The organism is Pandoraea sp. PE-S2R-1 (assembly GCF_002179865.1).
Lineage (GTDB): Bacteria > Pseudomonadota > Gammaproteobacteria > Burkholderiales > Burkholderiaceae > Pandoraea.
This window is the reverse complement of sequence record NZ_NGUR01000005.1, coordinates 67112-91728: the sequence shown is the minus strand read 5'-3', so window position 1 is coordinate 91728 and position 24617 is coordinate 67112. Positions and strand designations below refer to the sequence as shown.

General features: G+C 62.9%; 24 protein-coding genes and 1 pseudogene. 13 read left to right on the top strand and 12 right to left on the bottom strand.

The genetic code is table 11. The features are described 5' to 3' along the window. Positions 1-57: 57 nt before the first annotated feature. From CDV44_RS01675 to CDV44_RS01665, 3 genes are all read left to right on the top strand, one after another. Positions 58-480, top strand: a complete 423-nt coding sequence (locus tag CDV44_RS01675; RefSeq protein ID WP_087686399.1) for a glyoxalase/bleomycin resistance/extradiol dioxygenase family protein — start codon at positions 58-60, stop codon at positions 478-480. A gap of 111 nt (positions 481-591) precedes the next feature. Further along, the gene (locus tag CDV44_RS01670; protein WP_087686398.1) at positions 592-1329 is read left to right on the top strand and encodes a 16S rRNA (uracil(1498)-N(3))-methyltransferase; all 738 of its coding nucleotides are present in this window, start codon (positions 592-594) and stop codon (positions 1327-1329) included. A 62-nt stretch (positions 1330-1391) separates the two neighbouring features. Continuing rightward, entirely contained in the window at positions 1392-2033 is a 642-nt protein-coding gene (locus CDV44_RS01665; RefSeq protein WP_087686397.1) for a YidB family protein, read from the top strand. Positions 2034-2209: 176 nt separating this feature from the next. On the opposite strand, the gene CDV44_RS01660 is transcribed toward CDV44_RS01665, so the two are convergent. From CDV44_RS01660 to CDV44_RS01650, 3 genes are all read right to left on the bottom strand, one after another. Further along, entirely contained in the window at positions 2210-2758 is a 549-nt protein-coding gene (locus CDV44_RS01660; RefSeq protein WP_058376139.1) for a barstar family protein, read from the bottom strand. 7 nt (positions 2759-2765) lie between these two features. Further along, positions 2766-3161 (bottom strand): ribonuclease domain-containing protein, encoded by a 396-nt coding sequence (locus CDV44_RS01655; protein ID WP_058376140.1) that lies wholly within the window; start codon positions 3159-3161, stop codon positions 2766-2768. 295 nt (positions 3162-3456) lie between these two features. Next, positions 3457-5760 (bottom strand): NADP-dependent malic enzyme, encoded by a 2304-nt coding sequence (locus CDV44_RS01650; protein ID WP_087686396.1) that lies wholly within the window; start codon positions 5758-5760, stop codon positions 3457-3459. A 430-nt stretch (positions 5761-6190) separates the two neighbouring features. Here CDV44_RS01650 and thiL point away from each other — a divergent pair, with 430 nt between their 5' ends. From thiL to CDV44_RS01635, 3 genes are all read left to right on the top strand, one after another. Next, complete coding sequence (gene thiL / locus CDV44_RS01645; RefSeq protein ID WP_087686526.1) at positions 6191-7192, top strand: thiamine-phosphate kinase; 1002 nt, start codon at positions 6191-6193, stop codon at positions 7190-7192. Continuing rightward, a complete protein-coding gene (locus CDV44_RS01640; protein ID WP_087686395.1) occupies positions 7189-7710 on the top strand; it encodes a phosphatidylglycerophosphatase A in 522 nt (173 codons plus the stop codon). The genes thiL and CDV44_RS01640 overlap by 4 nt, the downstream gene beginning before the upstream one ends. Before the next feature lie 161 nt (positions 7711-7871). Beyond that, on the top strand, positions 7872-8375 hold the full coding sequence (locus CDV44_RS01635; RefSeq protein WP_058376143.1) for a CinA family protein: 504 nt from the start codon (positions 7872-7874) through the stop codon (positions 8373-8375). Positions 8376-8552: 177 nt separating this feature from the next. Here the strand turns inward: CDV44_RS01635 and pyrF are convergent, their stop codons facing one another. Both pyrF and corA read right to left on the bottom strand, forming a co-directional pair. Next, a complete protein-coding gene (gene pyrF, locus CDV44_RS01630; RefSeq protein WP_087686394.1) occupies positions 8553-9365 on the bottom strand; it encodes an orotidine-5'-phosphate decarboxylase in 813 nt (270 codons plus the stop codon). Positions 9366-9461: 96 nt separating this feature from the next. After that, positions 9462-10424 (bottom strand): magnesium/cobalt transporter CorA, encoded by a 963-nt coding sequence (corA, locus tag CDV44_RS01625; protein ID WP_058376145.1) that lies wholly within the window; start codon positions 10422-10424, stop codon positions 9462-9464. A gap of 278 nt (positions 10425-10702) precedes the next feature. Here corA and CDV44_RS01620 point away from each other — a divergent pair, with 278 nt between their 5' ends. Continuing rightward, a complete protein-coding gene (locus CDV44_RS01620; RefSeq protein ID WP_087686393.1) occupies positions 10703-11557 on the top strand; it encodes a mechanosensitive ion channel family protein in 855 nt (284 codons plus the stop codon). 36 nt (positions 11558-11593) lie between these two features. Here the strand turns inward: CDV44_RS01620 and mtgA are convergent, their stop codons facing one another. The 7 genes and pseudogenes from mtgA to mpl all read right to left on the bottom strand — a co-directional run bounded on the left by mtgA (position 11594) and on the right by mpl (position 19530). Beyond that, complete coding sequence (gene mtgA, locus CDV44_RS01615) at positions 11594-12337, bottom strand: monofunctional biosynthetic peptidoglycan transglycosylase (RefSeq protein WP_087686392.1); 744 nt, start codon at positions 12335-12337, stop codon at positions 11594-11596. Between the two features lie 9 nt (positions 12338-12346). Then, on the bottom strand, positions 12347-13231 hold the full coding sequence (aroE, locus tag CDV44_RS01610; protein WP_087686525.1) for a shikimate dehydrogenase: 885 nt from the start codon (positions 13229-13231) through the stop codon (positions 12347-12349). Positions 13232-13426: 195 nt separating this feature from the next. Beyond that, positions 13427-14106 (bottom strand): annotated as a pseudogene (locus CDV44_RS01605) (aspartyl/asparaginyl beta-hydroxylase domain-containing protein). 69 nt (positions 14107-14175) lie between these two features. Beyond that, positions 14176-15156: an energy transducer TonB gene (locus CDV44_RS01600; RefSeq protein ID WP_249277368.1), complete on the bottom strand. Its 981-nt coding sequence runs from the start codon at positions 15154-15156 to the stop codon at positions 14176-14178. Further along, positions 15150-17339, bottom strand: a complete 2190-nt coding sequence (locus CDV44_RS01595; RefSeq protein ID WP_087686523.1) for a ribonuclease catalytic domain-containing protein — start codon at positions 17337-17339, stop codon at positions 15150-15152. The genes CDV44_RS01600 and CDV44_RS01595 overlap by 7 nt, the downstream gene beginning before the upstream one ends. Before the next feature lie 130 nt (positions 17340-17469). After that, entirely contained in the window at positions 17470-18081 is a 612-nt protein-coding gene (locus CDV44_RS01590; protein WP_087686391.1) for a YqiA/YcfP family alpha/beta fold hydrolase, read from the bottom strand. 66 nt (positions 18082-18147) lie between these two features. Continuing rightward, entirely contained in the window at positions 18148-19530 is a 1383-nt protein-coding gene (gene mpl, locus CDV44_RS01585; RefSeq protein ID WP_087686390.1) for a UDP-N-acetylmuramate:L-alanyl-gamma-D-glutamyl-meso-diaminopimelate ligase, read from the bottom strand. Positions 19531-19720: 190 nt separating this feature from the next. On the opposite strand from mpl, the gene CDV44_RS01580 reads away from it, so the two are divergent. From CDV44_RS01580 to prmA, 6 genes are all read left to right on the top strand, one after another. Further along, the gene (locus tag CDV44_RS01580) at positions 19721-20434 is read left to right on the top strand and encodes a UDP-N-acetylmuramate--alanine ligase (RefSeq protein ID WP_249277367.1); all 714 of its coding nucleotides are present in this window, start codon (positions 19721-19723) and stop codon (positions 20432-20434) included. Positions 20435-20536: 102 nt separating this feature from the next. After that, positions 20537-21061: a TlpA disulfide reductase family protein gene (locus tag CDV44_RS01575; protein WP_087686389.1), complete on the top strand. Its 525-nt coding sequence runs from the start codon at positions 20537-20539 to the stop codon at positions 21059-21061. Positions 21062-21216: 155 nt separating this feature from the next. Then, a complete protein-coding gene (gene aroQ / locus CDV44_RS01570) occupies positions 21217-21663 on the top strand; it encodes a type II 3-dehydroquinate dehydratase (protein WP_058376153.1) in 447 nt (148 codons plus the stop codon). 70 nt (positions 21664-21733) lie between these two features. After that, positions 21734-22195 carry an acetyl-CoA carboxylase biotin carboxyl carrier protein gene (accB, locus tag CDV44_RS01565; RefSeq protein WP_087686388.1) on the top strand — a complete coding sequence of 154 codons (462 nt, stop codon included), beginning with the start codon at positions 21734-21736 and terminating at the stop codon, positions 22193-22195. A gap of 106 nt (positions 22196-22301) precedes the next feature. Then, positions 22302-23666, top strand: coding sequence for an acetyl-CoA carboxylase biotin carboxylase subunit (gene accC, locus CDV44_RS01560; protein WP_058376155.1), 1365 nt, complete (start codon positions 22302-22304; stop codon positions 23664-23666). A gap of 41 nt (positions 23667-23707) precedes the next feature. Next, positions 23708-24601, top strand: coding sequence for a 50S ribosomal protein L11 methyltransferase (gene prmA, locus CDV44_RS01555; protein ID WP_087686387.1), 894 nt, complete (start codon positions 23708-23710; stop codon positions 24599-24601). Positions 24602-24617 lie beyond the last annotated feature (16 nt).

Genomic DNA, 24617 nt, shown 5'->3' with positions numbered 1-24617 from the left:
CTGAAGGTCAGGCCTCGCGGTCTCAGGGCCGCCCGGCAGCCACAACGGAGGAAAGTCATGTCCGATCCCCGCCCGTCACATGTGCCTTGGTTGACGCCCTATCTGACCGTGCGCGACGCCAGAGCCGCCGCCACGTTCTACGAACAGGCGTTTGGCTTTACCGTGCACAACACGATGGACGACGATGGCGCGGTGATGCACGTTGAAATGTTCTATCACGGCGAATTGATCCTGATGTTCGCCCCCGAAGGCGCATTTGCCAGTGCGGCCCGCTCGCCGCGAACCTCGGGCGTCGAAGCGCCGCAGAGTTTTTATGTTTTCACGGACGATGTCGACGCGCTCTACGCGCGGGCGACCGCCGCCGGTGCCAAGGGCCTGATGCCGCCCGAGGACCAGTTCTGGGGCGATCGATTCTGCCAGCTCGAAGATATCGACGGCTATCGCTGGGGCTTCGCGCGCCCCATCGCACCTCGTCGTTAAGTTCCAGCGGCGACCCTTGGGGTATGCTTCAGCCCCTGACCGGTCGCCGACTTCAGCAATAGCGCCGGCGGCGTCCCTTTTTCCGCCTGATCCGGCCCCTTCCCACTGCGTATGCCCCGTTTCTTCGTTGACGCGCCCTTGCACACCGGCGCCCTGCTCGACCTTCCCGACGCCGTCGTGCGTCATGTTCAGGTATTGCGTCTTAAGGCGGGCGACACGCTCACGCTGTTCAATGGCACCGGCGGTGAGTATCCGGCCGAGTTGGTGAGTCTGGAAAAGCGACACGCTGCGGTGCAACTGGGCGAACACGATACCCGCGAAGCCGAAACCCCTTACCGGGTGACGCTGGCGCAGGGCATCGCCGGTGGCGACAAGATGGATTGGCTGATCGAAAAGGCGATCGAGCTGGGGGTGACCGACATTCAGCCGCTCGCGACGGAGCGCTCGGTGATCCGGCTCGACAGCGAACGGGCCGCCAAACGAGTTGCGCATTGGCAATCGCTGGCACAAGCAGCATGCGAACAATGCGGCCGAAATCGCGTGCCGCAGATCCTGCCGGTCCGGCCGATTACGGCGTGGTTACGTGACCAGGACGCGGTTACGAGTTACGCATGGCGTGTGCTATTGTCACCTAGAGCGGACAGCGGCTTTGATTCGCTATTGCCGCAGGCACCGGCGCAGCCCGGCGTGTTGCTCTTCGGCCCGGAAGGCGGGCTCACACCTCAGGAAGAAACCCTCGCACGCGACACCGGCTTTGAGGCGATTCGCCTCGGGGATCGGATTCTTCGCACGGAGACAGCGGGTATTGCAGTCCTTGCGGCACTTGCCGCACGCTGGGGGGGTTGGTAAGGCTTAGTGTTGGGTAACTCTGTCACGAGTAACGGCCTAGCAGGCCTCAAGGAGAAATCGTCATGGGTATTCTCGATTCCATTCTCGGCGGCGCGGCCGGCAACCCCGCAGGCGGCAACAGCGGTGGCGGCAATACGCGCATGCTGCTGCTGATGGGCCTGCTGGCGATGATCGCCAGTCATACGGGCAAAACGGAAGGGCAAGACGGCGGTGGCGGCGGTTTGCTGGGTTCGCTCGGCGGTGCGCTGGGCGGCATGCTCGGCGGCGGTGCCGCAGCGGGCGGTGCGGCGGGCGGGCTTGGCGGTTTGCTGGGCGGCTTGCTCGGCGGTGCTCAGGCACCTCAGCCCGGCGGCGCCGGGGCACCGGCCACTTCGCCCACCGACCTGATCGGTGCACTCGGCGGTCTTGGCGGACTCACACAGGTGCTCGAAAGCGGCGGACTCGGCGACGCTTTGAAGTCGTGGGTCGGCACCGGCGGTAACCAACCGGTTTCCCCCGATCAGGTGGCTCAAGCGCTCGGCCCGGGCGGCCAGCTTCAGCAGCTGGCCAACACGGCAGGCGTCAGCACAGACGAAGCCGCACAGCAACTGTCGTCAATTCTGCCGGAAGTCGTCAATCACCTCACGCCGAACGGCGATGTCCCGCAGGGTCAGTTCGATCTGGCGGGCCTCGCCCAGAAGTTTCTGGCCGGGCACACGTCCTGAGCGGCTGACTGGGTGAAACTGACTGGGTGAGAGCGTGACGGGCCGGCATCGGCCCGGCGGCTCGGAAAACAAAAAAGGTCCGCGATTGCGGACCTTTTTCTTTGCTGCCTGATGAATGATGAATCAGTCGATCTGGGGATATTCAGCGACGTTCACACCAAATCACCACCCGATGCTTACGCGAACGAGTAGAACACGCGGAAGCTCACGCGCCGTTCGCCCCAGAATTCAGCGGCATCACGGAACACGTCCAGCAGCGTTTCGCGCGCATCTTTGTCGAACTTCGTCGCCACCGGCAGCCCTTCGAGCACGACCACGAAGCCCGGCTGTGCGCCGCTGCGGCTGACGAGATCGGTCAGGCAATCGTGTAAGGCGTCAAAGTTCTTGCCGAAATGCTTCGGGAGCTGGAAGGACGTAGCGATCGTTTCAAGCACTTCCGCCTTGCTCTGCGCTTGGGCGCAGTTGGCGTACAGGAAGTGCTGCCCCAGTCGCTCGGCCTCGTCAGCCAGCTCCGGCACACGGAAAGCGCGGATCGACTGCACAATATTCGGCCTGACGGTCTTGAAAAGACTCATATCTCCCTCTTCCGATAAGGCATGGCGGCGGCCAGCCCGCGCAACAGCATGCAGGCCCAGCACCTGCTTGAACAAGTTGCCCTCGCCCGCACCGAATGGATCTGCCATAAGATCTTTCCCGCGTTCTTGTGCGAAAACCGGCTCACTCATACTGCTGTCATTCCCTTATGCGTCTAAAGCTGTTGTAGTGATCTTGGGTGTAGTAACAAGGATCGACTGCACGTTGATCACCGCCACAGATGATGCGCCTGGCACCTCTATTGCGGGCACCGGGAGTCGGCACCGTATATTCATGGTAATAGCCGCGCGGCATTTTGGGCAGGCGCTTTTCGTAGTTCCCGAACACAATGCCATCTTTGGCATAAGGGAACGGCCCGCCCTGGGCAATCAGCGACAGCGTGCGCTGCGCTTCGCGGGGCAACTCGGTGACGGATACCGCCGCCGTTTGATCCGTGACATATGGCGCGGTTTCGCGCGCCACGGCATTCGCCCCCAGAAAAACACTCCCAGCCGCCGTCAGCGCCACGATGCTCCGGTGAAGCCAACGTGCCATTGTCATAGCTAGGTTGTCGGCCTGCGCGGTTTTGCGCTGCGGGCCCGTTCTGGTAGGTGAAGCCGTAAGGGTATCGCTATTACTCCCCGGAATCAATGTCGGCTTACATTTGGCAACTAATTCACTCAACAAATTCATGAAAACAAAGAGTTTTTCATGGAAGTGAGTGCACACATATCGATATACGATACGAAAAATGCGTCGCTAAAATGACAAAACGCCGCCCCGGAAAGGTGCGGCGTTTTGTTGTTAATGTGGGCCGAACGGCGGCGAACCACCGATCGACCCTGAACGGTCAGCGCGTTTCCTGTTGCGCTGCCGCATCGGCCACCACCAGCGCGACCATGTTGATAATGCGTCGCACCGTCGCCGATTCCGTGAGGATATGCACCGGCTTGGCAGCACCCAGCAGAATCGGGCCGATCGCCACGTTATTGCCCGCAGCCGTCTTGAGCAGGTTATAGGCAATGTTCGCCGCATCGATGTTCGGCATGACCAGCAGGTTGGCGGCACCGGTCAGCGTCGACTCCGGCATGATGCGCGCGCGCAGTTCCGGGTCGAGGGCGCAATCGCCATGCATTTCGCCGTCCACTTCCAGGTCGGGTGCACGTTCTTGCAGAATCGCCAGCGTTTCGCGCATCTTGCGGGCGCAACTTGCGTCGCTCGTACCGAAATTCGAGTGCGAGAGCAGCGCAACCTTCGGCTGAATACCGAAGCGGCGAATTTCCTCCGCAGCCATCAACGTGATCTCGGCCAACTCTTCAGCGCTCGGATCCTGATTGATGTGCGTATCGACCAGGAAAATCTGACGATTCGGGAGAATCAGCGCGTTCATCGCGCCGTATACATGACCGCCTTCGCGCTTGCCGATCACGCGATCGATGAAGTGGAGGTGGCGGCCCGGCGTCGAAACGGTACCGCAGATCAGGCCATCGGCTTCACCCTTGCGAACCAGCATGGCAGCGATGAGCGTGGTTCGGCGGCGCATTTCCACACGCGCGTACGACGCCGTCACGCCCTTCCGGTTGGTCAACTGATGATACGTCTCCCAATAGTCGCGGTAGCGCTCGTCGTGCTCCGGGTTGACGACCGTGAAGTCGACGCCGGCGGTCAGACGCAGACCGTACTGCTGAATGCGATGCTCGATGACGGCCGGGCGACCGACCAGAATCGGCGTGGCGACACGCTCATCCACCAGAATCTGGACCGCGCGCAGCACGCGCTCTTCTTCCCCTTCGGCAAACGCGATGCGCTTCTTGTCGGCCGGCACGCTGCGCGCCACCGAGAACAGCGGCTTCATCAGACCGCCGCTGTGATACACGAATTGCTGCAACGATTGCTCGTAGGCGTCGACGTCGGCGAGCGGACGGGTCGCAACACCGGCCGCCATCGCGGCTTCGGCCACGGCAGTGGCGACCTTGACCAGCAGGCGCGGATCGAAGGGCTTCGGAATCAGGTATTCAGGACCGAACGACAGGTTCTTGATGCCGTAGGCCGAGGCGACGATGTCGCTCTGTTCCTGACGTGCCAGTTCCGCCAGCGCATTCACGGCGGCGATTTCCATCGAGCGCGTGATCGTCGTGGCACCCACGTCGAGTGCGCCACGGAAGATGAACGGGAAGCACAGCACGTTGTTGACCTGATTCGGATAGTCGGTACGGCCCGTGGCCATCACGCAATCCGGACGCACTTCCTTCGCGAGTTCCGGCGTGATTTCCGGATTCGGGTTGGCCAGCGCGAAAATCAGCGGCTTGTCGGCCATGGTCTTGACCATTTCCGGCTTGAGCACGCCCGCAGCCGACAGCCCGAGAAACACATCGGCGCCGCCGATCACCTCGGCAAGCCCGCGCGCGTCGGTCTTCTGCGCGAAGCGAATCTTCTCGGGGTCCATCAGTTCGGTGCGGCCCTCATAGACCACTCCGGCCAGGTCCGTCACCCAAATGTTCTCGATGGGCAGGCCCATGTCCACGATCAGGTCGAGACAGGCGAGTGCCGCCGCACCGGCGCCGGAGGTCACCACTTTGACCGATGTCAGATCCTTGCCGACCACCTTCAGACCGTTGATGAGCGCCGCCGCCACCACAATGGCCGTGCCGTGCTGATCATCGTGGAAGACCGGAATCTTCATGCGCTCGCGCAGCTTGCGTTCGACGATGAAGCACTCCGGCGCCTTGATGTCCTCAAGGTTGATCGCACCGAACGTCGGCTCGAGCGCCGCGATGATGTCGACGAGCTTTTCGGGGTCCTTCTCGTCGATTTCGATATCGAACACGTCGATATTGGCGAACTTCTTGAACAGCACGCCCTTGCCTTCCATCACCGGCTTGGAGGCGAGCGGGCCGATATCGCCAAGACCCAGAACGGCCGTGCCGTTCGTGATCACGCCGACGAGATTGCCGCGCGCGGTGTAGCGCGAGGCGTTAAGCGGGTCGACGACGATTTCCTCACACGCGGCCGCAACGCCCGGCGAGTACGCCAGCGCCAGATCGCGCTGGTTGAGCAACTGCTTGGTCGGGGCGATGGCAATTTTGCCGGGGGTGGGGAATTCGTGATACTCGAGCGCAGCTTCGCGCAGTTTCGGATCGATCGGCGTGGGCATGAGGGGAAGCTCTTAACGGACAGAATGGCTCAAATTTTCTATGCGAATTGTAGCCCTATTTATTCACGCCATTTATGCAAAAAGCGGATAAGGGCTGCACCTTCGATCTGAGCATCGTCGCGATAATTCCCCGAGAATTCAACGCTGCATCGCACCATATTCGCGATTTTCGGACCAGGGATGAAATATCGGTAAGGTGTTGTCCGAGACATGGCTAAGCGGTGTTCCGAAATCGGGTATGCACACCACAAGACCATTGGGAAAACCGGGGTGCGCTCGTAAAATACGCTATCGAATTCGCGATTCACTGGATTGGCGCTGCGCTGTCTTTGGTCTTGCTGCCGATCGGGTCGTCATCTTTTCGTCCATGGCCTGCTGACTTCGCGTGATGCGCCACGTCGCTGCCCGCAACGCCGACACTTCGTCACCCATGACCACACCTACGTCAACGGCCTTACCTTTGTCCGAGTTCTCGCTGATCGATCGCTTCTTCGCCGGGGCGACGCGTCAGGGGGATCAAGTGACGCTCGGCATCGGCGACGACTGCGCATTGCTGCGCCCGCCGGCAGGCGAGCAACTCGCGATCTCGACGGACATGCTCGTCGAAGGGCGCCATTTCTTCCCGGATGTCGATCCTCGTGCGTTGGGTCACAAGACGCTGGCGGTCAATTTGTCGGATCTGGCGGCCATGGGCGCGAAGCCGCTCGGCTTTACGCTCGCGCTCGCCCTGCCCGACAGCGACCCTGCGTGGCTCGGCCCCTTCGCCGAGGGATTGGCCGCGCTGGCCGACCGCTACGACTGCCCGCTCATCGGTGGCGACACCACACGCGGACCGCGCAACCTCTGTGTCACTGTTTTCGGCGCGGTGCCGGGCGCGCACGCGCTGCGACGCGACGCGGCACAGCCCGGCGACGATATCTGGGTTTCCGGCACGTTGGGCGATGCGCGGCTGGCGCTCGGCGTATTGCGCAGTGAATGGCCGTTAAGCGATGCCGACTTCGATCAGGTGCGCCGTGCCATGGACTGGCCCGAACCGCAGATTTCGCTCGGCATGGCGCTTCGCGGCGTGGCACGCGCTGCGCTCGACATTTCCGACGGCCTGCTCGGCGATCTCGGCCATATTCTCAAGCGCTCGGGGGTTGGGGCACGGATCAACGTCGATGCGTTGCCACGCTCACGCGAACTTGCTGCGCAATCGCAGGCGATTCAGCGACTTTGCACACTGGCCGGCGGGGACGATTACCAACTGTGCTTCTGCGCCGACAGCGCGCAACGCGACCGAATTGCCGCCATCGGCAACGAACTCGGGATGCGCGTGACGCGTATCGGTACAATAGCGCTTCCTGATGCACGCCAGGCCCCGCTGCAATTACACGATGATACGGGGGCGCCTGTCGCTGCCGACTTCAAAAGTTTCGACCATTTCCAATGAGTACTGACCAAACGGCCGCCCTCAATCCGGGCAGCGGCCCGCGCCGGCCGAACACGCGTTTCCTGCTGTCGCACCCCGCCCACCTGTTTTCCCTCGGCTTCGGCACAGGACTCTCGTCGCTGGCACCGGGAACGGTCGGCACGCTATTCGGCTGGGCATCGTATCTGGTGCTCAATCTTTATCTGACGGTCACCGGCTGGGCGACGCTGATTGCCGTCGCGATCCTCGGTGGCATCTGGATCTGCGGCTTCACGGCGCGCAAGCTCGGCACACAAGATCCTAGTGCAGTGGTCTGGGACGAAATCGTGGCGTTCTGGATTGTGCTGCTGCTCATTACGCCCACGAGCTTCGTCGGCCAGTTGGTGGCGTTTATCCTGTTCCGCTTTTTCGATGCGGTGAAGCCGCCACCGATCCGTTACTTCGACCGCACCGTGAAAGGCGGCCTCGGCATCATGCTGGACGATCTCGTCGCCGCGTTCTGCACGCTGCTCGTCATCGCCTTGTGGCGTTCGATCTGAACGATGGTCTGAATGGTGAGGCGGGCCGCAACCCGCCTTGCGACACTCGCACACCGGCAGACTGACAGACTGACAGACTGACAGACCGATAGACTGATAGACCGAGTGATGAATTGATCGGCAACAGCGCTCCGCACATACACTTTTGAAGGCGTCGTCCCGTGGTTTCCCAACAAGCTCTTCTGGCCCAACTGTCGGTAAAAGTCGGTAATCGTCTGCGTGACGAGCGTCTGATGCTGACCACCGCGGAGTCGTGCACCGGCGGGCTCGTGGCCGCCGCGATCACGGACATTTCGGGCAGCAGCAACTGGTTTGAACGTGGCTTCGTCACGTACTCGAATCAGGCGAAGACCGAAATGATCGGCGTGCCTGCCGAACTGATCGAGAAACACGGCGCGGTAAGCGAGCCCGTGGCGCGCGCCATGGCCGAAGGGGCATTGTTCAACAGCCGCGCGCAGATTTCGCTGTCGATCACCGGCGTCGCCGGCCCGGGTGGCGGCACGCCCGACAAGCCGGTCGGCATGGTGTGCTTCGGGTGGAGCAATCGCGTGAAGACGATCGTCGAGACGAAGCACTTCAAGGGCGATCGCACGCAAGTGCGCAGTCAGGCGGCACAACACGCTTTGCGCGGTGTGATCGAATTGCTCGACACCGCCGAGTCGTAAATCACGGCGTCAGCACAACATCGGCTTGCCCCATAAGCGAAGCCGAAAGACATAAAAAAAACAGCGCCTTGCGATTCGCAGGCGCTGTTTTTTTATCGTGGCATGGACGGACGCAGCAACGCGGTTGCAGCGCCCCCCGTGCGACGGCATTCACCGCATCACGGGTGCCCGCTGGCGTTACCGATAGGCGTTGATGCTATCGCGCGTCTTCTCCGCAGCGACGGCGGCGGCGGCAGCAAACTGCTCGTCGCGCCCGGCGTAGATGATGGCGCGCGACGAGTTGATCATCATGCCCGTGCCATTGGCCGTGCGGCCAGCCTTGACCGTCGCTTCCACATCGCCGCCCTGCGCACCGACACCGGGAATCAGCAACGGCATATCGCCGACGATGCCACGCACCGTGGCGATTTCGGCCGGGAACGTCGCGCCGACCACCAGACCGATCTGTCCGCTCGTGTTCCACGGACCGGCGGCCAGACGGGCGACCGTCTGATACAACGGCTTGCCGTCGACGTCGAGAAACTGAAGATCGCTGCCACCCGGGTTCGACGTGCGGCACAGCACGATCACGCCCTTGTCGGTGTGCGCCAGATACGGCTCCAGCGAATCGAAACCCATGTACGGATTCACGGTCACGGCATCGGCGCGATAGCGCTCGAACGCCTCGCGGGCGTACTGCTCGGCGGTGCTGCCGATGTCGCCGCGCTTGGCATCGAGAATCACGGGCAGGCCCGGATGATCGGCGTGGATGTGAGCAATCAGACGCTCAAGCTGCTCTTCTGCACGATGGGCGGCGAAGTAGGCAATCTGCGGCTTGAATGCGCACGCGTACGGCGCGGTCGCATCGACGATCTGACGGCAGAATTCGAAGATGGCGTCCGGACGCCCCTGCAAATGGGCCGGGATACGCGACGGTTCGGGGTCGAGGCCAACGCACAACAGCGAGTTGTTGCGGGTCCAGGCGGAGCTGAGGGCTTGCGTGAATGTCATGACGGTTTTCCAGCGGTGTTCCGATTCAAGGCCGCCATTTTACCTGCTTGCCGCCCCCACACCTCAGGAACCCGCCTATCGCCCCCTCGCGCGGGCTCAGTCGAGCCAGCCGCGATGACGGAAATACAGGAACGGGGCGATGGCCGACAGGATCATCAGGCCGACCGCAAACGGATACCCCGCCTCCCATTGCAGCTCCGGCATCATCTGGAAGTTCATGCCGTAGATGCTGGCAATGAGCGTCGGCGGCAGGAACGCGACCGCAGCCACCGAGAAGATCTTGATGATCTTGTTCTGGTTGATGTTGATGAAACCGATGGTGGCATCCATCAGGAAGTTGATCTTGTCGAACAGATACGCCGTGTGATTGTCGAGCGACTCGATGTCACGCAGGATCTGCTTGCCTTCCTGATACTGCTCGTCCTTGAGCATGCGCGTACGCATCAAGAACGACACTGCGCGTCGTGTGTCCATCACGTTGCGCCGGATACGCCCGTTCAAATCTTCCTCGGCCGCAATGCTCTCGAGCGCCTTGGCCGCATCCGCGTCGGTCAAGTTCTTGCCCAGCACGCGCCGGCTCACCTCTTCGAGCGCCGCGTACACGCCTTCGAGCGAGTCGGCCGAATACTCGGCATCGGTCGAATACAGGTCGAGCAGCACATCCATGGCGTCGCGTACCGAACCGGGCCGGATACGGGCGCGCATGCGCACGAGCCGGAACACCGGCAGGTCTTCGTCGTGAATGGAAATCAGCAGGTCTTTGAGCACAACGAACGCGACCGGCACGTTGCGCGACTGCTCTTCTTCATCGAGCAGAAAATCGGTGCGCACGTGCAACACGCCGCCATCGTCTTCGTAATATCGCGCCGAAGCTTCGATATCGGTGAGTTCGTCGCGCGTGGGCAACTTCACGCCGTAGGCCTCTTCGACCCAGCGGCGCTCTTCCTCCGACTCACTGTGCAAATCGACCCAGACCGGCGAAACGCTCGCCAGATCGCTTGGTTGGTCGCAGGTCACCTGTTGCAGGCGGCCATTATGGATGACGAAGGCATTGATCAAACGGAATTCTCCCTGCTACGCGGCGACGCCAAGTGTACAGGCACGCGACAGGCACGCCAAGGGCGGCGCCCAAAGGCTCAGGACTCGCGTGACGATAGCGCCGCCGCCGTGCCGCCAGCGTCAGTGCACGCCCCATTGCCGTGTAGGACGATTCTCAAAATCGCCCCCATCGCTTCCATTCGTCGCCAGCCTCGGCACACTTGAAGAACCAATCAACGCACTTTGCGTCAATTTTGATATCGACGTTCCGAGACGTCTGCTGACAGGGAGTTGAAGAGATGACAGAAGTGACCACACCCCTGGCGTCGTTCGATGCCGTGAAGGGGTTTCTCACTGCCAATGCGGTGAATTACGGCCTGTCGTTCATACAGGCCGTGTTGATTCTGCTGATCGGGTTCTGGATCGCCGCGCGACTGGGTAATTTCGTTCGCAAGACGTTGGGACGTTCACCGAATTTCGACGCGACGCTCAAGCCCCTGCTCGCCTCGATCGTGCAATGGTCGATACGCATCATTACCGTGATCGCGGTACTAGCTCAGTTCGGCGTGCAAACGGCCAGCATCATCGCGGTACTCGGTGCGGCAGGTCTCGCCATCGGGCTGGCGTTGCAAGGCACCTTGCAGAACATTGCAGCGGGCACGATGCTGCTGCTTCTGCGGCCATTTCGCATTGGCGACTACATCACGGCGGGCAGTGCGGTGGCCGGCACAGTCGAGGAGATCGGCCTGTTCACCACGACGCTCACCAATGCCGATGGGATCTACGTCTGCGTGCCGAATAGCCAGATCTGGGGCCAACCGGTGACGAACTACAGCCGCAACGCAACGCGTCGCATGGAAATCACCGTCGGCATTGCGCTCGACGACGATCTCGATGCCGCCATGAACGCCCTGCGCGAACGTGTGGTGCAGGACGATCGCGTGATCGACAAGCCGGCGCCGGAAATCATGGTCAAGCAGGTGAGCGACAGCTCGGTGATCGTGAACGTGCGCGTCTGGTCACTGCTCTCCAACTACTGGGGACTCTATTGGGATCTTCAGCGCAGCGTGAAGGAAACGGTCGAAGGCGTGGGTTGTTCACTGCCGTACCCGACCCGCACTGTCGTGCAGATTCCGGCCGACATGCCGCGCTGAGAGAACCGCGGCCGGCCGGCATCACCCGAATTGCCGCTACTGCGGCAATTCTGCGGCCCCCATGCGCCGCGCAATCACACCCGCGCGTTGCGCAAGGTACGGCGAGTTGCGATGCGTGTCGAAATAGCGCGGCCGGGGCAGCATGACCGCCAGACGCGCCGCTTGCCACGGTGACAGCTTCGACGCGGGCACACCGTAGTAGTAGCGCGCCGCCGCCTCGGCACCGAACACCCCCTCGCCCCACTCCACCGAGTTCAGATAGATCTCGTAGATGCGCTGCTTGTCCATCCAGAATTCGAGCATCCACGTGATGCTGAACTCCTCCGCCTTGCGCAGATAGCTCTTCTCGCTCGAGAGAAACAGGTTCTTGGCGAGTTGCTGCGAAATCGTGGAGCCGCCGGCGACGATGTGCCCCTTCTTCTGATTCTTCTCCCACGCGCCGAGCATCGCATCGATCTCGTAACCGTCGTGATTGACGAAGTTGGCATCCTCGCTGGCGATGATCGCGCGCTTCAGATTGCGCGAAATCTGGTCGTACGGCACCCACTCATGCTTGAGCGCCGCATTCGGATCGGTCTCGCGCAAACGTTGCTCCGCAGCACGCATGAACGCCGTCGACTGCGGATTGAAGCGCACCCACCAGCCGATTTGCAGGAAGTAATAGAGCTGCGTGGCGAGTATGCCCACGACGAGCAACGTCACGAAGTAGGCGGTCCATTGCCATGGCCCCCACCGACGTTTGCGAGCAGTGCGCGGCGCGCGACGCTGGACGGCGCTCATCTGGCGCGCTCAGCCCTTGGCCACGAGACGCGCACGCAGCGCAGCCCGCACGGCCTGCGTCGCTGCCGATGACGGACGCACACCGCGCCACACGGCAAACGCTTCGGCGGCTTGCTCGACGAGCATTCCCAGCCCATCGGCCACCTTCACCGCACCATGCGCGCTCGCATGCGTCATGAACACGGTCGGATGCGCGCCGTACATCATGTCGTAAGCCAATGCGCCCGACGCGTAGACGCCCGGTGGCAATGGCGGCACGTCGCCTTGCAGGCTGCCCGCCGTGGCGTTGACGATCACGTCGAAGTCAGTGGGAATCGCATCCCAGCCACCGCCGGCGAGACTGACGCCGGCATTGCGGGCGGCTTCGGAGAAGCGGGCAACGAGTTCGTCCGCACGTGCGGCGGTGCGATTCGCGACGAACAGCAGCGAAGGACCGGCGCCGATCAACGGCAGCAACGCCCCACGTGACGCGCCGCCAGCGCCGAGCACCAGCACGCGGCGGCCGGCCAGCGACACGCCGAGCGGCCCTTCAATATCGCGGACCAAGCCCACGCCGTCCGTGTTGTCGCCCGTGATGCCGCGCGCGTCGAACACCAGCGTATTGACCGCACCGGCGGCTTGCGCACGCTCGGTCAGGTGATCGGCCAGCGCGTGCGCCTCCAGCTTGAACGGCACCGTCACGTTGGCACCTCGTGCGCCGCTCTCGATGAACGCACGCACGGTGGCGGCAAAGGCATCGAGCGGCGCCAGCAGACGCTCATAGGTCAGGTGCTGCTGCGTCTCACGCGCGAATTCGGCATGAATATAGGGCGACTGGCTGTGTTCGACCGGGTGGCCGATCACGGCGTAGCGATCAGCAGGCTCGACAGCCTCGGACGGTGTGTGGTTTGTCATCGTAGTCAAAGACGCGGCGCCTGGCTTTCGCACAGGCGCCGCTTGGAAAATGCACTGGATCGTGCGCCGATCGTACCGCATGCGGCGGCCTTCGCGCGTCATGCGGTGCGGCGCATCAATCCTTCAAGTCAATCGGGCCAACAGCGCCAACCGGGCCATACCGGGCCATACCGGCAGGACTTCTGCGACGGCGGATCACCAGAAGACCCACAGCGCGATACCCCCGAACAGCGCCCACTTCACCGCATAGTACACATAGTGGTTCCACGCCTTGAGGCGTTTGCCGACGATGCGGATTGAATAAATATACTTGAACACCCGGTTGATCCCGCCGGTCCGGTCGCCCGCGTCGTTCGGCGACGCTGCCGCACCGACCAGATGACGCCCGAGCCAGCGGTTCACGGCCTGCGTCCAGCGGTATCGCATCGACCGCTCCACGTCGCAGAACAGAATGATCCGATTTTGACCGCTCTGATTCTCGGCGTAGTGAATGTAAGTCTCGTCGAACAACACGCCCTCACCGTCGCGCCAGCTGTAACGCCGCCCGTCCACGTCGATGAAGCAACGGTCGTCGTTCGGCGTGACCAGCCCGAGGTGAAAGCGCAACGGCCCCGCAAACGGATCGCGGTGACGCACCAGCCGGCTTCCGCGCGAATGGCTTCCCAGTGCTGCCGCAGAGGTTCGAGTTCGGGGAAGTTGTCCGGCGTCAGATACGGCGTCGTCGGGACCCGCGAAAACGTGTACATGAACACGTTCAACGGCGACAGAAACGTCGAGTGATCGGAGAGTTGGCGAAAAAAACGATGGCGGATCTTACCTCGCAGGTGGACATACCCCGCGCACGCAGCAAAGATCGCCAGGAGGACCCATTTCATGGCGGACTTTCCCGTTCGAAAAAACTTCCAAATTATAAAAAGGATTGGAAAGTTTTACCGTGCAGGGCCTCAGGGCGAGGCTTTGCCGCCAGTGGCGTCGGTGGCCGACGCCGGGGACGCAAGGGTTTGCGCCTGCACGCCCTGACGCGAGAACGTCATGCGTGTGACGATTTCCAGAATGTCGTAACGCTGCCTCATTTCCGGCGAAAAATCGCCGAACGGCGCGCTGGCCTGCACGATGGCCACCGCACGCCGGTCGAGGTCCCGGTTGCCGGAGCTGTGGGTAATTTCCACGCCCTGCACGTCCCAGCCGTCCTTGTGATAACCGAGTCCGCCGCGCTGATTGACGTTGAGCGTGACGATCAATTCACCGTACAGCCGGTCATTACCCACCTGCGGGAAGTGGTCCGTGCCGTAGCGCTCGATGCGATGGCGAAGTGTATCGAAATAGCGTGCATAGGCCACTTCGCGCGTATTGGCGGTGACCTGACCGCGTTTCGGACGCGTCTGATACGCGCGCAGTTGCTTGTCGATTTCCGCCTGCAACCGGGCAATCTGCTGGTCGACGGTCTGATCGTCCTGCCCTCGGCCATTTTGCGCGGCGTTGGCACGGCTGCGCTGCGACTCGGGCACGGCGGCGTACTGGCTTCGCAATTGCGAGAGGAGCTTTTCCTGCACGGCCTCCAGTTCGCTCACGTTGCGCTGGACTTGGGCGACAGGTGCACCGTCGCGCTCGGCTTCGCGTGACGGCAGGGGCGAGGTCGCGCGTTCGCCATCGTGCTCGCCACCGCCCACGAGGTTGGCTTGGGCGAGCGCGGTGGCTTTGTCGGGCGCATTGGCCGACTTAGCATTGACGAGAACGACTTCGAGCGGGGTGTCGGCACTGTGTAGCCGAAAGCTGTCGGGCGCGACGAAATGCACCGCCAGCGCGATCAAATGCACGATGGCGGAGATGATCAGTCCCGTAGCGAGCGGATGCTCGCGCACGATGGCCCAGCCGCGGCGGCGAGCCGCGGCCAGATCGCCGGACGCGACAGCCGGTTTCAGCACGCAGCGTTCGCCGAGGCTTGGACGGCTTGGACGGCTTGGGCGGTGCCGGCGGTGCCCGAAGCGTCCGCGGCCATCACGGCAACGCCGTCATCATCGTCGGCGTTGTCGGCGTTGTCGGCATTACCCTCGGCATCGTCGTCCGACTCGACATCGGCCGCATCGGACGCACCGCCGTCGGCATTGCCGTCAGCGCTACCGTCGACATCACCTGATGCACCGTTACCGTTACCGCCGTCTTCGTTGCCTTCGCCACCGTCGCCGTCATCTTCCTCTTCCGCCAGCACCGACTGGCTGGCGTCGAGCACTTGCGACACGCGCACCGAAATTCCCAGCGTGACCACATCGAGCGAGAGCACGTCGAGCATGATCTGCGTGCCGCGGGCATGCGGCGCGAGACCCGGCACGACGAGCGTGAGCGGCACATCGTTCAGGCGCACCGTGTCGCCCTTGAGCACGCTCGCCTGCACCTGCGATTTGTTCTCTTGCAGCAGCCAGCGCAGGCACCAGTACCGCTCCATGCGGCTCTGGTGCTCGGCATACGCCGCGTATGCGGCTTCGAAGCTCGACACGGTGACGTAGAGATCGGCGTCCTTCGGCTTGAACGGCGCGGCCAGTTTGGCCGTCACGCCATGACGCACGCACGCCAGCAATTGCCATTGATTGACCAGATCGACGTAGCGACGCAGCGGCGAGGTGCTCCATGCGTACTGCTCCACACCAAGCCCTTCGTGCGGCGCCGGCGAGGTCTGCATACGCGTACGGTTCACCCCGTAGGCACGCTGTGCGCGGTAGATCCCCGGCACGCCGCAGTCGGCCAGCAAGCGGCCCCACCGGCTGTTCGCCAGAATCGCCATCTCGGCCACGATCAGATCGAGCGGCGCGCCACGCATGCGTTGCTTGATCGTGACGTGTTCGCCGTCGACGTAGAAATTGAAGTCGGTCTTGCTCTGCACTTCCGGGCGCAGGCCGTAGCCCACGCGCGCGGCCTGACGCTTGTCGTACAGCGATTGTGCGAACGGCCACAGCAGGCGCAGTTCTTCCTTATGCGGATACTCGCCGCTGCCATCGGCCAGCGTCTCGGCCGTAATGATCGAATCGAGTTCGTTATGGCGCAGATTCGCGGAGATCGGCACCAGTTCGGCACGCGTCTCGGTGGTGACGATCTCGTAGGTGTCGGCCTTGACCACGACATACAGCGACAGCGCCGGCCGGGCACCGCCTTCGGCGAGCGTATAAGTCTCGACCACCGAGTCGGGCAGCATCGTGATCTTCTCGCCCGGCGCATAGACCGTCGACAGGCGCACACGCGCGATCTCGTCGACGACGTCGCCACGCGTGATACCCAACGCAGGCGCGGCAATGTGAATCCCTACGCGCAGCAACCCCTCGGGCAGCAGTTGCACCGACAGCGCGTCGTCGATTTCGGTCGTGGTGGAGTCGTCGATGGAGAACGCCTGAACATCCGCCAGCGGCAGGTCTTCCGTCGGCACCGGCGTCGGCCCCACATCGGGGAAGCCCGTGCCGCGCGGGAAGTACTCATATAGGAACGCCGCCTCGTGATAGGCGCGCGGCGACGCAATGCCGCCACAGGCCAGCATCACTTCTGCCTGCGTCTTGCCGAGGGCACTGGCGGCCGCGTCGAGGGCCTTCCATTCGATGGCGTTCTTGTCGGGGCGGAACAGCAGTTGCAGCTCCTTGCCCTTGAGCGCATCGGGCAACGTGCCCGCGATCAGTTGGTCAGCATAGCTGGCCTGCAACTCGGCCTGCTGTTGCTTGCGTGCCAGCCCGGCGAGCGCTGCCTGAATCTGTTCCTGCGGTGCGCGTTGATATTGGCCGCGGCCCTTGCGGCGGAAGTAGATCGGCGAGGCCTGCAAGGCGAGCGCGAGGCCCGCTTGCTGCGCGACGCTCGCCCCTTCGCCAAAGTACTCGCCAGCGAGCACCGGGAACGCGAATTCCTCGGCCGGCGCGCACTCCCACAGGAAACTCATGTCGATATCCTGCGATGCCGCCTGCGCTTGCACGATCAACTCGGCCGGCGCGGGGGACTCGAAGCGCAAGAGGACATCGCGTCCCTTGATCTTGCTGCGACGTCCGCCCGGCAGCTCCACCTGATACGACTCGCCCTGCTGCGACAACACCGTGCCGGCCTTGAAGCCGCCGGATTCCTCAAAAAAAATGTTCATGAAACAGCCATCGATCGCAATAGGCGACATTGTAGCCCGCCGACGTGCGGCGGTTTAGGGCAGAAAGGGAACGCGCGCATCGTCGACACCATCGGCAGGTTTTGCCGCCGTTCGTCGCTGCGGTGAGTCATTATTCCCCGGCAAAAGCGGCGGACGTGCCGATGGACGCCGGCACATCGATGCCGGCGAAACGCAGCACATCGTCCATATAGTCGACAAAATCGGAAATCCCGTGATCGCTGCCCTCAATCAACGTGAGCTTGGCACCGGGAAATTTCGCGACCATGTCGCGGTAGTCCAGCGTCTGATCGCCCGTGGCGGCCACCAGGTAGTAGCGCTCCGGACGCGTGATCTGTGCGACGTCGATCATGCGCAATTCGTCCAGATGACGCGGCTCCACAACGATGGTGCCGCCGCCGTGCCACATCGGCTGCTCGCCGAGCCACTTGCCGAGGTCTTCGTACGGACGCGTGGCCGGATTGAGCAACACGGCGCGGCAGCCGAGCTTCTCGGCCAGATAGGTCGCGTAGTACCCGCCGAGCGAGCTGCCAACGATGGTCAGGTCGTCCGGGTCCACGCCGGTAAGCAGACGCTGCGCATCAACAACCGCCGCGAGCGGTGACGGCGGCAGTTGCGGGCAGGCCCAGACATGCCCGAGCCCGAGCTTGTGCATGCGGGCGGCCATCAACTGCGCCTTGAACGAACGCGGCGAGGAACGGAAGCCGTGCAAATAGAGAATCATGTGAGGCTCCGGAAAACTTGTCTGTCGGTGGCGCAAGCGGGCATCGAGGGAGTCATGAAGCCAAGCTTAGGCGCGCGCGGCCAGCGCATCGAGCAATTTCTGATGAATACCGCCGAAGCCGCCGTTGCTCATGACCACCACCTGATCGCCCGGCTGGGCCGCCGCCACCACGGCACGGACGAGCCCGTCGATGTCGCTGAAGGCCTGACCCCGTGCGCCGAGCGGCGCCAGCGCCTCGGCCAGATTCCAGCCCAGCGAATCCTTGCCACTCGGGGCGCCATAGCCGAACACGAGATCGGCGTCGGCCAGACTCGCAGGCAATTGCGCCTTCATCACGCCCAGCTTCATCGTATTCGAGCGCGGTTCGAGCACAGCCAGAATGCGGGCCTCGCCGGCACGGCGGCGCAAACCGGCAAGTGTGGTCTGGATGGCGGTGGGGTGGTGCGCGAAGTCGTCATAGACGGTGACGCCTGCGGCCACGCCGCGCACTTCCATACGGCGCTTTACGTTTTCGAACTTGGCAAGCGAGGCCGCGCCCTGCTCGGGCGGCACACCGACGTGACGCGCCGCGGCAATCGCCGCCAGCGCATTCATCCGGTTGTGTTCGCCCTGAAGCGCCCACTTCACCTCGCCGGCAGCCGGCTGGCCGTGGTGTACCCAAAACGCTTCCTGCCCTGGGGCCAGCGTTTCGGTCGCTTGGGCGACATGCCAGCCGTCGCTCACGCCAAAGCGCTCGACTTCACTCCAGCAGCCACGCGCCAGCACGCGCTCGAGCGCCGGCTCGCGACCGTTGACGATCAGACGGCCCTGACCCGGCACGGTACGCACCAGATGATGGAATTGCGTCTCGATTGCCGTCAGATCCGGGAAGATATCGGCGTGATCGAACTCAAGATTGTTCAGGATGGCCGTGCGCGGGTGGTAGTGGACGAACTTCGAGCGCTTGTCGAAGAAGGCCGTGTCGTACTCGTCGGCCTCGATCACGAAGAAGTCGCTCTCGGTCAGGCGCGCCGAAATGCCGAAGTTCATCGGCACGCCGCCCACGAGAAAACCCGGGTGATAGCCGGCGTCTTCCAGAATCCACGCCAGCATCGATGTGGTGGTGGTCTTGCCGTGCGTGCCGGCCACGGCCAGCACCCATTTGTTCGAAAGAACGTGCTCGCCGAGCCACTGCGGACCCGAGGTATAGGGAAGATTCCGGTTCAGGATCTCTTCCATCAGCGGATTGCCGCGCGAAACCACGTTGCCGATCACGAACAGATCGGGCTTGAGTGAGACCTGATCCGCATCGAAGCCCTCGATCAGCTTGATGCCCTGCGCCTCAAGTTGCGTGCTCATCGGCGGGTAGACATTGGCGTCGCAACCGGTGACGGTGTGACCGGCCTGACGCGCCAGGACTGCCAGACCGCCCATGAACGTGCCGCAGATGCCAAGAATATGAATATGCATGGATGGGGAGCTGATGAGGACGGGCGGCGCCCGTGCGGGAAATGGGAGTGCGGATAACCGAGGGCTACATTGTACCTGCCACGTGACGCGGGTGGCCCGGGCGCAGTCTTAGATAGGCATCGGATGGGTCCCCAAACGCTTGCCGCGCCCGGCAGGCGGCCGGACACGCCTTTCGGGTATCATCGGCCGCATGACACGTAAATCCTGGACCGATGCCCAACGCCTGCGCGAAGAAATCGCGCTGGCAGCCGCTCGCCTCATCGCCGAGGAGGGGGCCGACTATGCCACCGCCAAGCGCAAGGCAGCGAAACAGGTGACGGGCGAGACTCGCATTGCGGGTGAATTGCTGCCGGATAACGACCAGATCGAAGCGGAAGTGCGCGAGTACGTCCAGATATTCATGTCGGACACGCAACCTGCCGAGCTGGCTCACCTGCGCGAAGCCGCCCTGAACGTCATGGACGAGCTGGCCCGCTATCGCCCTTATATAGCTGGCGCGGTCTACAACGGCACGGCCACGGCGCTATCTGATATCTACTTGCAGGCTTTTTGCGATAACCCGAAGGAAGTCGCCATCGACCTCCTGAACCGGGGGATCGATTACGAGGTCTCCGAGTCCCGTCACTTCAATGGACGGGGCATGGTCGAGACGCTGAGTTTCCTGTGGCGCCAACGCGGTCAGCGGGGCGACCCGGCGGGTGTGCACCTGTCGCTTTACTCGCTCGACGACATGCGCGGTGCGCTCAAGACGAGCGACGGCAATGGCCGCCCGGCACGCACTGACGCTAACGGCTTGCGCGTATTGATGGCCGCCGAGGCACAAGCCACGCTGACGCGGGCAACCGAGGCACCCAGTGCCCCCGGCACCCCCGGTCAGGCTCGCGCGGACGAACGCGAACACTGACGCGGCAGGTCACCACATCGCGTCAACATCGCCACATCTTCTCCATATTTGTCAGCCGTTTCCCGGCTATTGTCTACTCAGCGTGATTTTTCCCTTCCCGTTATGACAAAACGCATCGTCATCCTGGTGGTACTGGCGCTCGTGGGGCTCGGGGCCGGCTTCTGGCTCGGTCACCGCAATCAGCAAGCCGCGGACACGTCCGACGCCGCCGTCGCCCAACTGCTCGCGACCCGGCTGCCCGATCTGACCGGCACCGAACAGCCGGTATCGCAATGGCGCGGCAAGACGCTCGTCATCAACTTCTGGGCACCGTGGTGCGGCCCGTGCGTAGAAGAGATGCCGGAATTGGCCGCCTTGTCTCAGGAATATGCGGCGAAGAACGTCCAATTCGTCGGGATCGGCATCGATACGGCGCAGAACATGATCGCCTTCGAGCAAAAAGTGAAGGTCGATTACCCCCTGCTCGTGGCAGGCTACGCGGGCACCGATCTGGCGCGGGCGCTGGGTAACAAGGCCGGCGCCCTGCCGTTTACCGTGGTGGTCGACGCCCAAGGGCGCATGCACTATCAGAAACTCGGCCGGATTACCTCCGACGAAGTGCGCGCGGCGCTCAAACCGCTCATCTGACCCCGCTTGTCCGGGCCGCCCGAACGGACGGCCCTGCGGCGGTCGGGACGAACACCCCGGAAACCCGCATAATACGGTGCCGATTTTCGCCCCACTGGACAAAATCCACCAACTGGCGTTTAATTGCGCCCAATTTCGTGAAATTTGATTCGCCGATGCCTCACCGCATTCTCGTGCTACACGGTCCTAACCTGAACCTGCTCGGTACTCGCGAGCCGGCGGTGTATGGCCGCACGACGCTGGCCGACATCGACAATGCCTTGCTGGCACAGGCCCAGGCGGCCGGTGCCGAGCTGGCGACGTTTCAAAGCAATCACGAAGGCGCACTGGTTGACCGGATTCAGGCAGCGCGCGGTGAATCGATCGACTTCATCGTCATCAACCCCGCGGCCTATACCCACACGAGCGTGGCAATTCGCGACGCGCTGGCGGGCGTTGGCATCCCGTTCGTCGAAGTTCACCTCTCGAACGTCCATGCCCGCGAGGCCTTCCGACATCACTCGTATTTTTCCGATATTGCACAAGGTGTGATCTGCGGCCTGGGCTGGCGCGGGTATACCTATGCACTCGAATTTGCCCTGCACCGGCTCACCGGCGGGTAGTCCTCTCATCCCCTATTTCCCATCGCGGGACGCTGTTCCCGCGTCGATACCGAATCAAGGAGCTTCCTTCATGGATTTGCGCAAACTCAAGACGTTGATCGACCTCGTGGCCGAATCGGGTATTTCCGAACTCGAAGTCACCGAAGGCGAAGGCAAGGTCCGCATCGTCAAGGCACCGCCGCAACTGATCGCCGCCCCGATGCAGATGGCCATGCCGGTCGCCCCGCAAATGAGTGCGCAAGGCCCCGCCGGCATCCCGACGGCCCCCGTCGCGCCGGTGGCACCGGCTGTGCCGCAAGGTCATATCGTGACCTCGCCGATGGTCGGTACGTTCTACCGTGCCCCGTCGCCGGGCGCCGACGCGTTCGCGCAAGTGGGCGACTCGGTCAAGGAAGGCCAGACGCTGTGCATCATCGAAGCGATGAAGCTGCTCAATGAGATCGAGTCGGACAAAGCCGGCGTGATCAAGGAAATCCTCGTCGAGAACGGTCAGGCTGTGGAATACGGTCAGCCGCTGTTCGTGATCGGCTAAAGCCAGTTGCCGGACGCGCACGCGTTGTTGCGGACTGCGGCTCACCCGCACCGCACCGCCGGGTGTCCGGCCCCGCTCCTTACCCCTACGGGCAGGACTGCACAAAATGTTTGAAAAAATCCTCATCGCCAATCGCGGCGAAATTGCTCTGCGCATCCAGCGTGCGTGCAAGGAATTGGGCATCAAGACCGTTGTCGTCTATTCCGAAGCCGACAAGGAAGCCAAGTACGTCAAGCTCGCCGACGAAGCCGTGTGTATCGGCCCGGCCCCGTCGCAGCTCAGCTACCTGAACATGCCGGCGCTCATCAGCGCCGCCGAGGTCACCGACGCTCAGGCCATCCACCCGGGCTATGGTTTCCTCTCCGAGAACGCCGACTTCGCCGAGCGCGTCGAGCAATCGGGCTTCACCTTCATCGGCCCGCGCCCCGACACCATTCGCCTGATGGGCGACAAGGTCTCGGCCAAGCAGACCATGATCAAGACCGGCGTGCCCTGCGTGCCGGGTTCGGAAGGCGCATTGCCCGCCGACGATCCGAAGGAAATCGTGCGCATTGCACGCCAGATCGGCTATCCGGTGATCATCAAGGCAGCAGGCGGCGGCGGTGGCCGCGGCATGCGCGTGGTGCACACGGAAGCGGCGCTCGTGAACGCGGTCAACATGACGCGCGAAGAAGCCGGCCGGGCGTTCAACAACCCGGAAGTCTATATGGAGAAGTTCCTCGAGAACCCGCGCCATATTGAAATCCAGGTGCTCGCCGACAAGCACAAGAACGCCATCTGGCTGGGCGAGCGTGACTGCTCCATGCAGCGCCGCCACCAGAAGGTGATCGAAGAAGCCACCGCACCGCTGATTGCGCGCCGTCTGATCGAGCGCATCGGCGATCGTTGCGCCGACGCCTGCAAGAAGATGGGCTACGTCGGTGCCGGCACGTTCGAATTCCTGTTCGAAAACGGTGAGTTCTACTTCATCGAAATGAACACGCGCGTGCAGGTCGAACACCCGGTGACCGAAATGATCACGGGCGTGGACATCGTGCAGGAACAGATCCGCATCGCGGCCGGCGAGAAGCTCGCTCTGCGTCAGCGCGACATCCAGTTCCAGGGTCACGCGATCGAATGCCGTATCAACGCCGAAGATCCGTACAAGTTCACGCCGTCGCCGGGCCGCATCACCGCCTGGCACATGCCCGGCGGCCCGGGCATTCGCGTCGATTCGCACGCTTATAACGGTTACTTCGTGCCGTCGAACTACGACTCGATGATCGGCAAGCTGATCGCCTACGGTGCTACGCGCGACCAAGCCATCCGTCGCATGCGTGTGGCGCTGTCGGAAATCGTGATCGAAGGTATCCAGACCAACATTCCGCTGCACCGGGAAATGATGCTCGACGCCAAGTTCGTCGAAGGCGGCACGAGCATTCACTATCTGGAACACAAGCTGGCGCAGAAGTCTGCCGTCGGCGGTAATTAAGCCGTTTTTTAGCCGTTCATCTGTAAGGAAGTCCTCGCCCTATGTATCGTGAACTCGTCGTGGAAGTTGCCCGCGCACAAGCTGAGGCCTTGTCGGACACCCTGATCGACCTGGGTGTCCTGTCGGTCTCCGTGGAAGACGCGGATGCCGACACCCCCGACGAGCAACCGATGTTCGGCGAGCCAGGTCTCACCCCGCCGGACACCGCGTGGCAGCGCTCACGCGTGGTCGCGCTGGTGGGGGAAGATCAGGACGCCGCCGTGCTGCTCGCGGCGGCCGTCAACGAACTCAACCTGTCCGAGTCGCCGGCCTTCACGGTGCGCGACGTCGAAGATCAGGACTGGGTGCGTCTGACGCAATCGCAATTCGAGCCGATGCAGATCGGCGAGCGCATCTGGGTCGTGCCGTCGTGGCACGATGCGCCCGATGCCGACGCCCTCATTCTCGAACTCGATCCGGGCCTTGCGTTCGGCACCGGCAGCCATCCGACCACGCGTTTGTGCATGGAATGGCTTGAGCAACACGTGCAAGCCGGGCAGTCGCTGCTCGATTACGGTTGCGGCTCGGGCATTCTGGCCATTCTTGCGCGCAAGTGCGGTGCCGATCCGGTTGTCGGCATCGACATCGATCCGCAGGCGGTCGAGTCGGCACGCTATAACAGCGAGCGCAATCACGCGCCGGTCGAATACGGCCTGCCCGACGATCTGCGCGACGGTCAGTTCAACATCGTGGTCGCCAACATCCTGTCGAATCCGCTCAAGCTGCTCGCATCGATGCTCACCTCGCGTGTGGCACCCGGCGGCCGGCTCGCGCTCTCGGGCGTGCTGGAGCGGCAGGCCGACGAGGTGATCGCCGCTTACGCGCCCTATATGAAGATGTCGGTCTGGCGCGCACACGACGGCTGGGTCTGCCTGCACGGGCAGGCCGCCAGTTAAAGCGCTCACAACGCGC

Coding starts and splice junctions, on each gene's coding strand:
- CDV44_RS01675 (WP_087686399.1), top strand. CDS start 58: ATGTCCGATCCCCGCCCGTCACATGTGCCTTGGTTGACGCCCTATCTG.
- CDV44_RS01670 (WP_087686398.1), top strand. CDS start 592: ATGCCCCGTTTCTTCGTTGACGCGCCCTTGCACACCGGCGCCCTGCTC.
- CDV44_RS01665 (WP_087686397.1), top strand. CDS start 1,392: ATGGGTATTCTCGATTCCATTCTCGGCGGCGCGGCCGGCAACCCCGCA.
- CDV44_RS01660 (WP_058376139.1), bottom strand. CDS start 2,758: ATGAGTGAGCCGGTTTTCGCACAAGAACGCGGGAAAGATCTTATGGCA.
- CDV44_RS01655 (WP_058376140.1), bottom strand. CDS start 3,161: ATGGCACGTTGGCTTCACCGGAGCATCGTGGCGCTGACGGCGGCTGGG.
- CDV44_RS01650 (WP_087686396.1), bottom strand. CDS start 5,760: ATGCCCACGCCGATCGATCCGAAACTGCGCGAAGCTGCGCTCGAGTAT.
- thiL (WP_087686526.1), top strand. CDS start 6,191: ATGACCACACCTACGTCAACGGCCTTACCTTTGTCCGAGTTCTCGCTG.
- CDV44_RS01640 (WP_087686395.1), top strand. CDS start 7,189: ATGAGTACTGACCAAACGGCCGCCCTCAATCCGGGCAGCGGCCCGCGC.
- pyrF (WP_087686394.1), bottom strand. CDS start 9,365: ATGACATTCACGCAAGCCCTCAGCTCCGCCTGGACCCGCAACAACTCG.
- CDV44_RS01620 (WP_087686393.1), top strand. CDS start 10,703: ATGACAGAAGTGACCACACCCCTGGCGTCGTTCGATGCCGTGAAGGGG.
- mtgA (WP_087686392.1), bottom strand. CDS start 12,337: ATGAGCGCCGTCCAGCGTCGCGCGCCGCGCACTGCTCGCAAACGTCGG.
- aroE (WP_087686525.1), bottom strand. CDS start 13,231: ATGACAAACCACACACCGTCCGAGGCTGTCGAGCCTGCTGATCGCTAC.
- CDV44_RS01595 (WP_087686523.1), bottom strand. CDS start 17,339: ATGAACATTTTTTTTGAGGAATCCGGCGGCTTCAAGGCCGGCACGGTG.
- CDV44_RS01590 (WP_087686391.1), bottom strand. CDS start 18,081: ATGATTCTCTATTTGCACGGCTTCCGTTCCTCGCCGCGTTCGTTCAAG.
- mpl (WP_087686390.1), bottom strand. CDS start 19,530: ATGCATATTCATATTCTTGGCATCTGCGGCACGTTCATGGGCGGTCTG.
- CDV44_RS01580 (WP_249277367.1), top strand. CDS start 19,721: ATGACACGTAAATCCTGGACCGATGCCCAACGCCTGCGCGAAGAAATC.
- CDV44_RS01575 (WP_087686389.1), top strand. CDS start 20,537: ATGACAAAACGCATCGTCATCCTGGTGGTACTGGCGCTCGTGGGGCTC.
- aroQ (WP_058376153.1), top strand. CDS start 21,217: ATGCCTCACCGCATTCTCGTGCTACACGGTCCTAACCTGAACCTGCTC.
- accB (WP_087686388.1), top strand. CDS start 21,734: ATGGATTTGCGCAAACTCAAGACGTTGATCGACCTCGTGGCCGAATCG.
- accC (WP_058376155.1), top strand. CDS start 22,302: ATGTTTGAAAAAATCCTCATCGCCAATCGCGGCGAAATTGCTCTGCGC.
- prmA (WP_087686387.1), top strand. CDS start 23,708: ATGTATCGTGAACTCGTCGTGGAAGTTGCCCGCGCACAAGCTGAGGCC.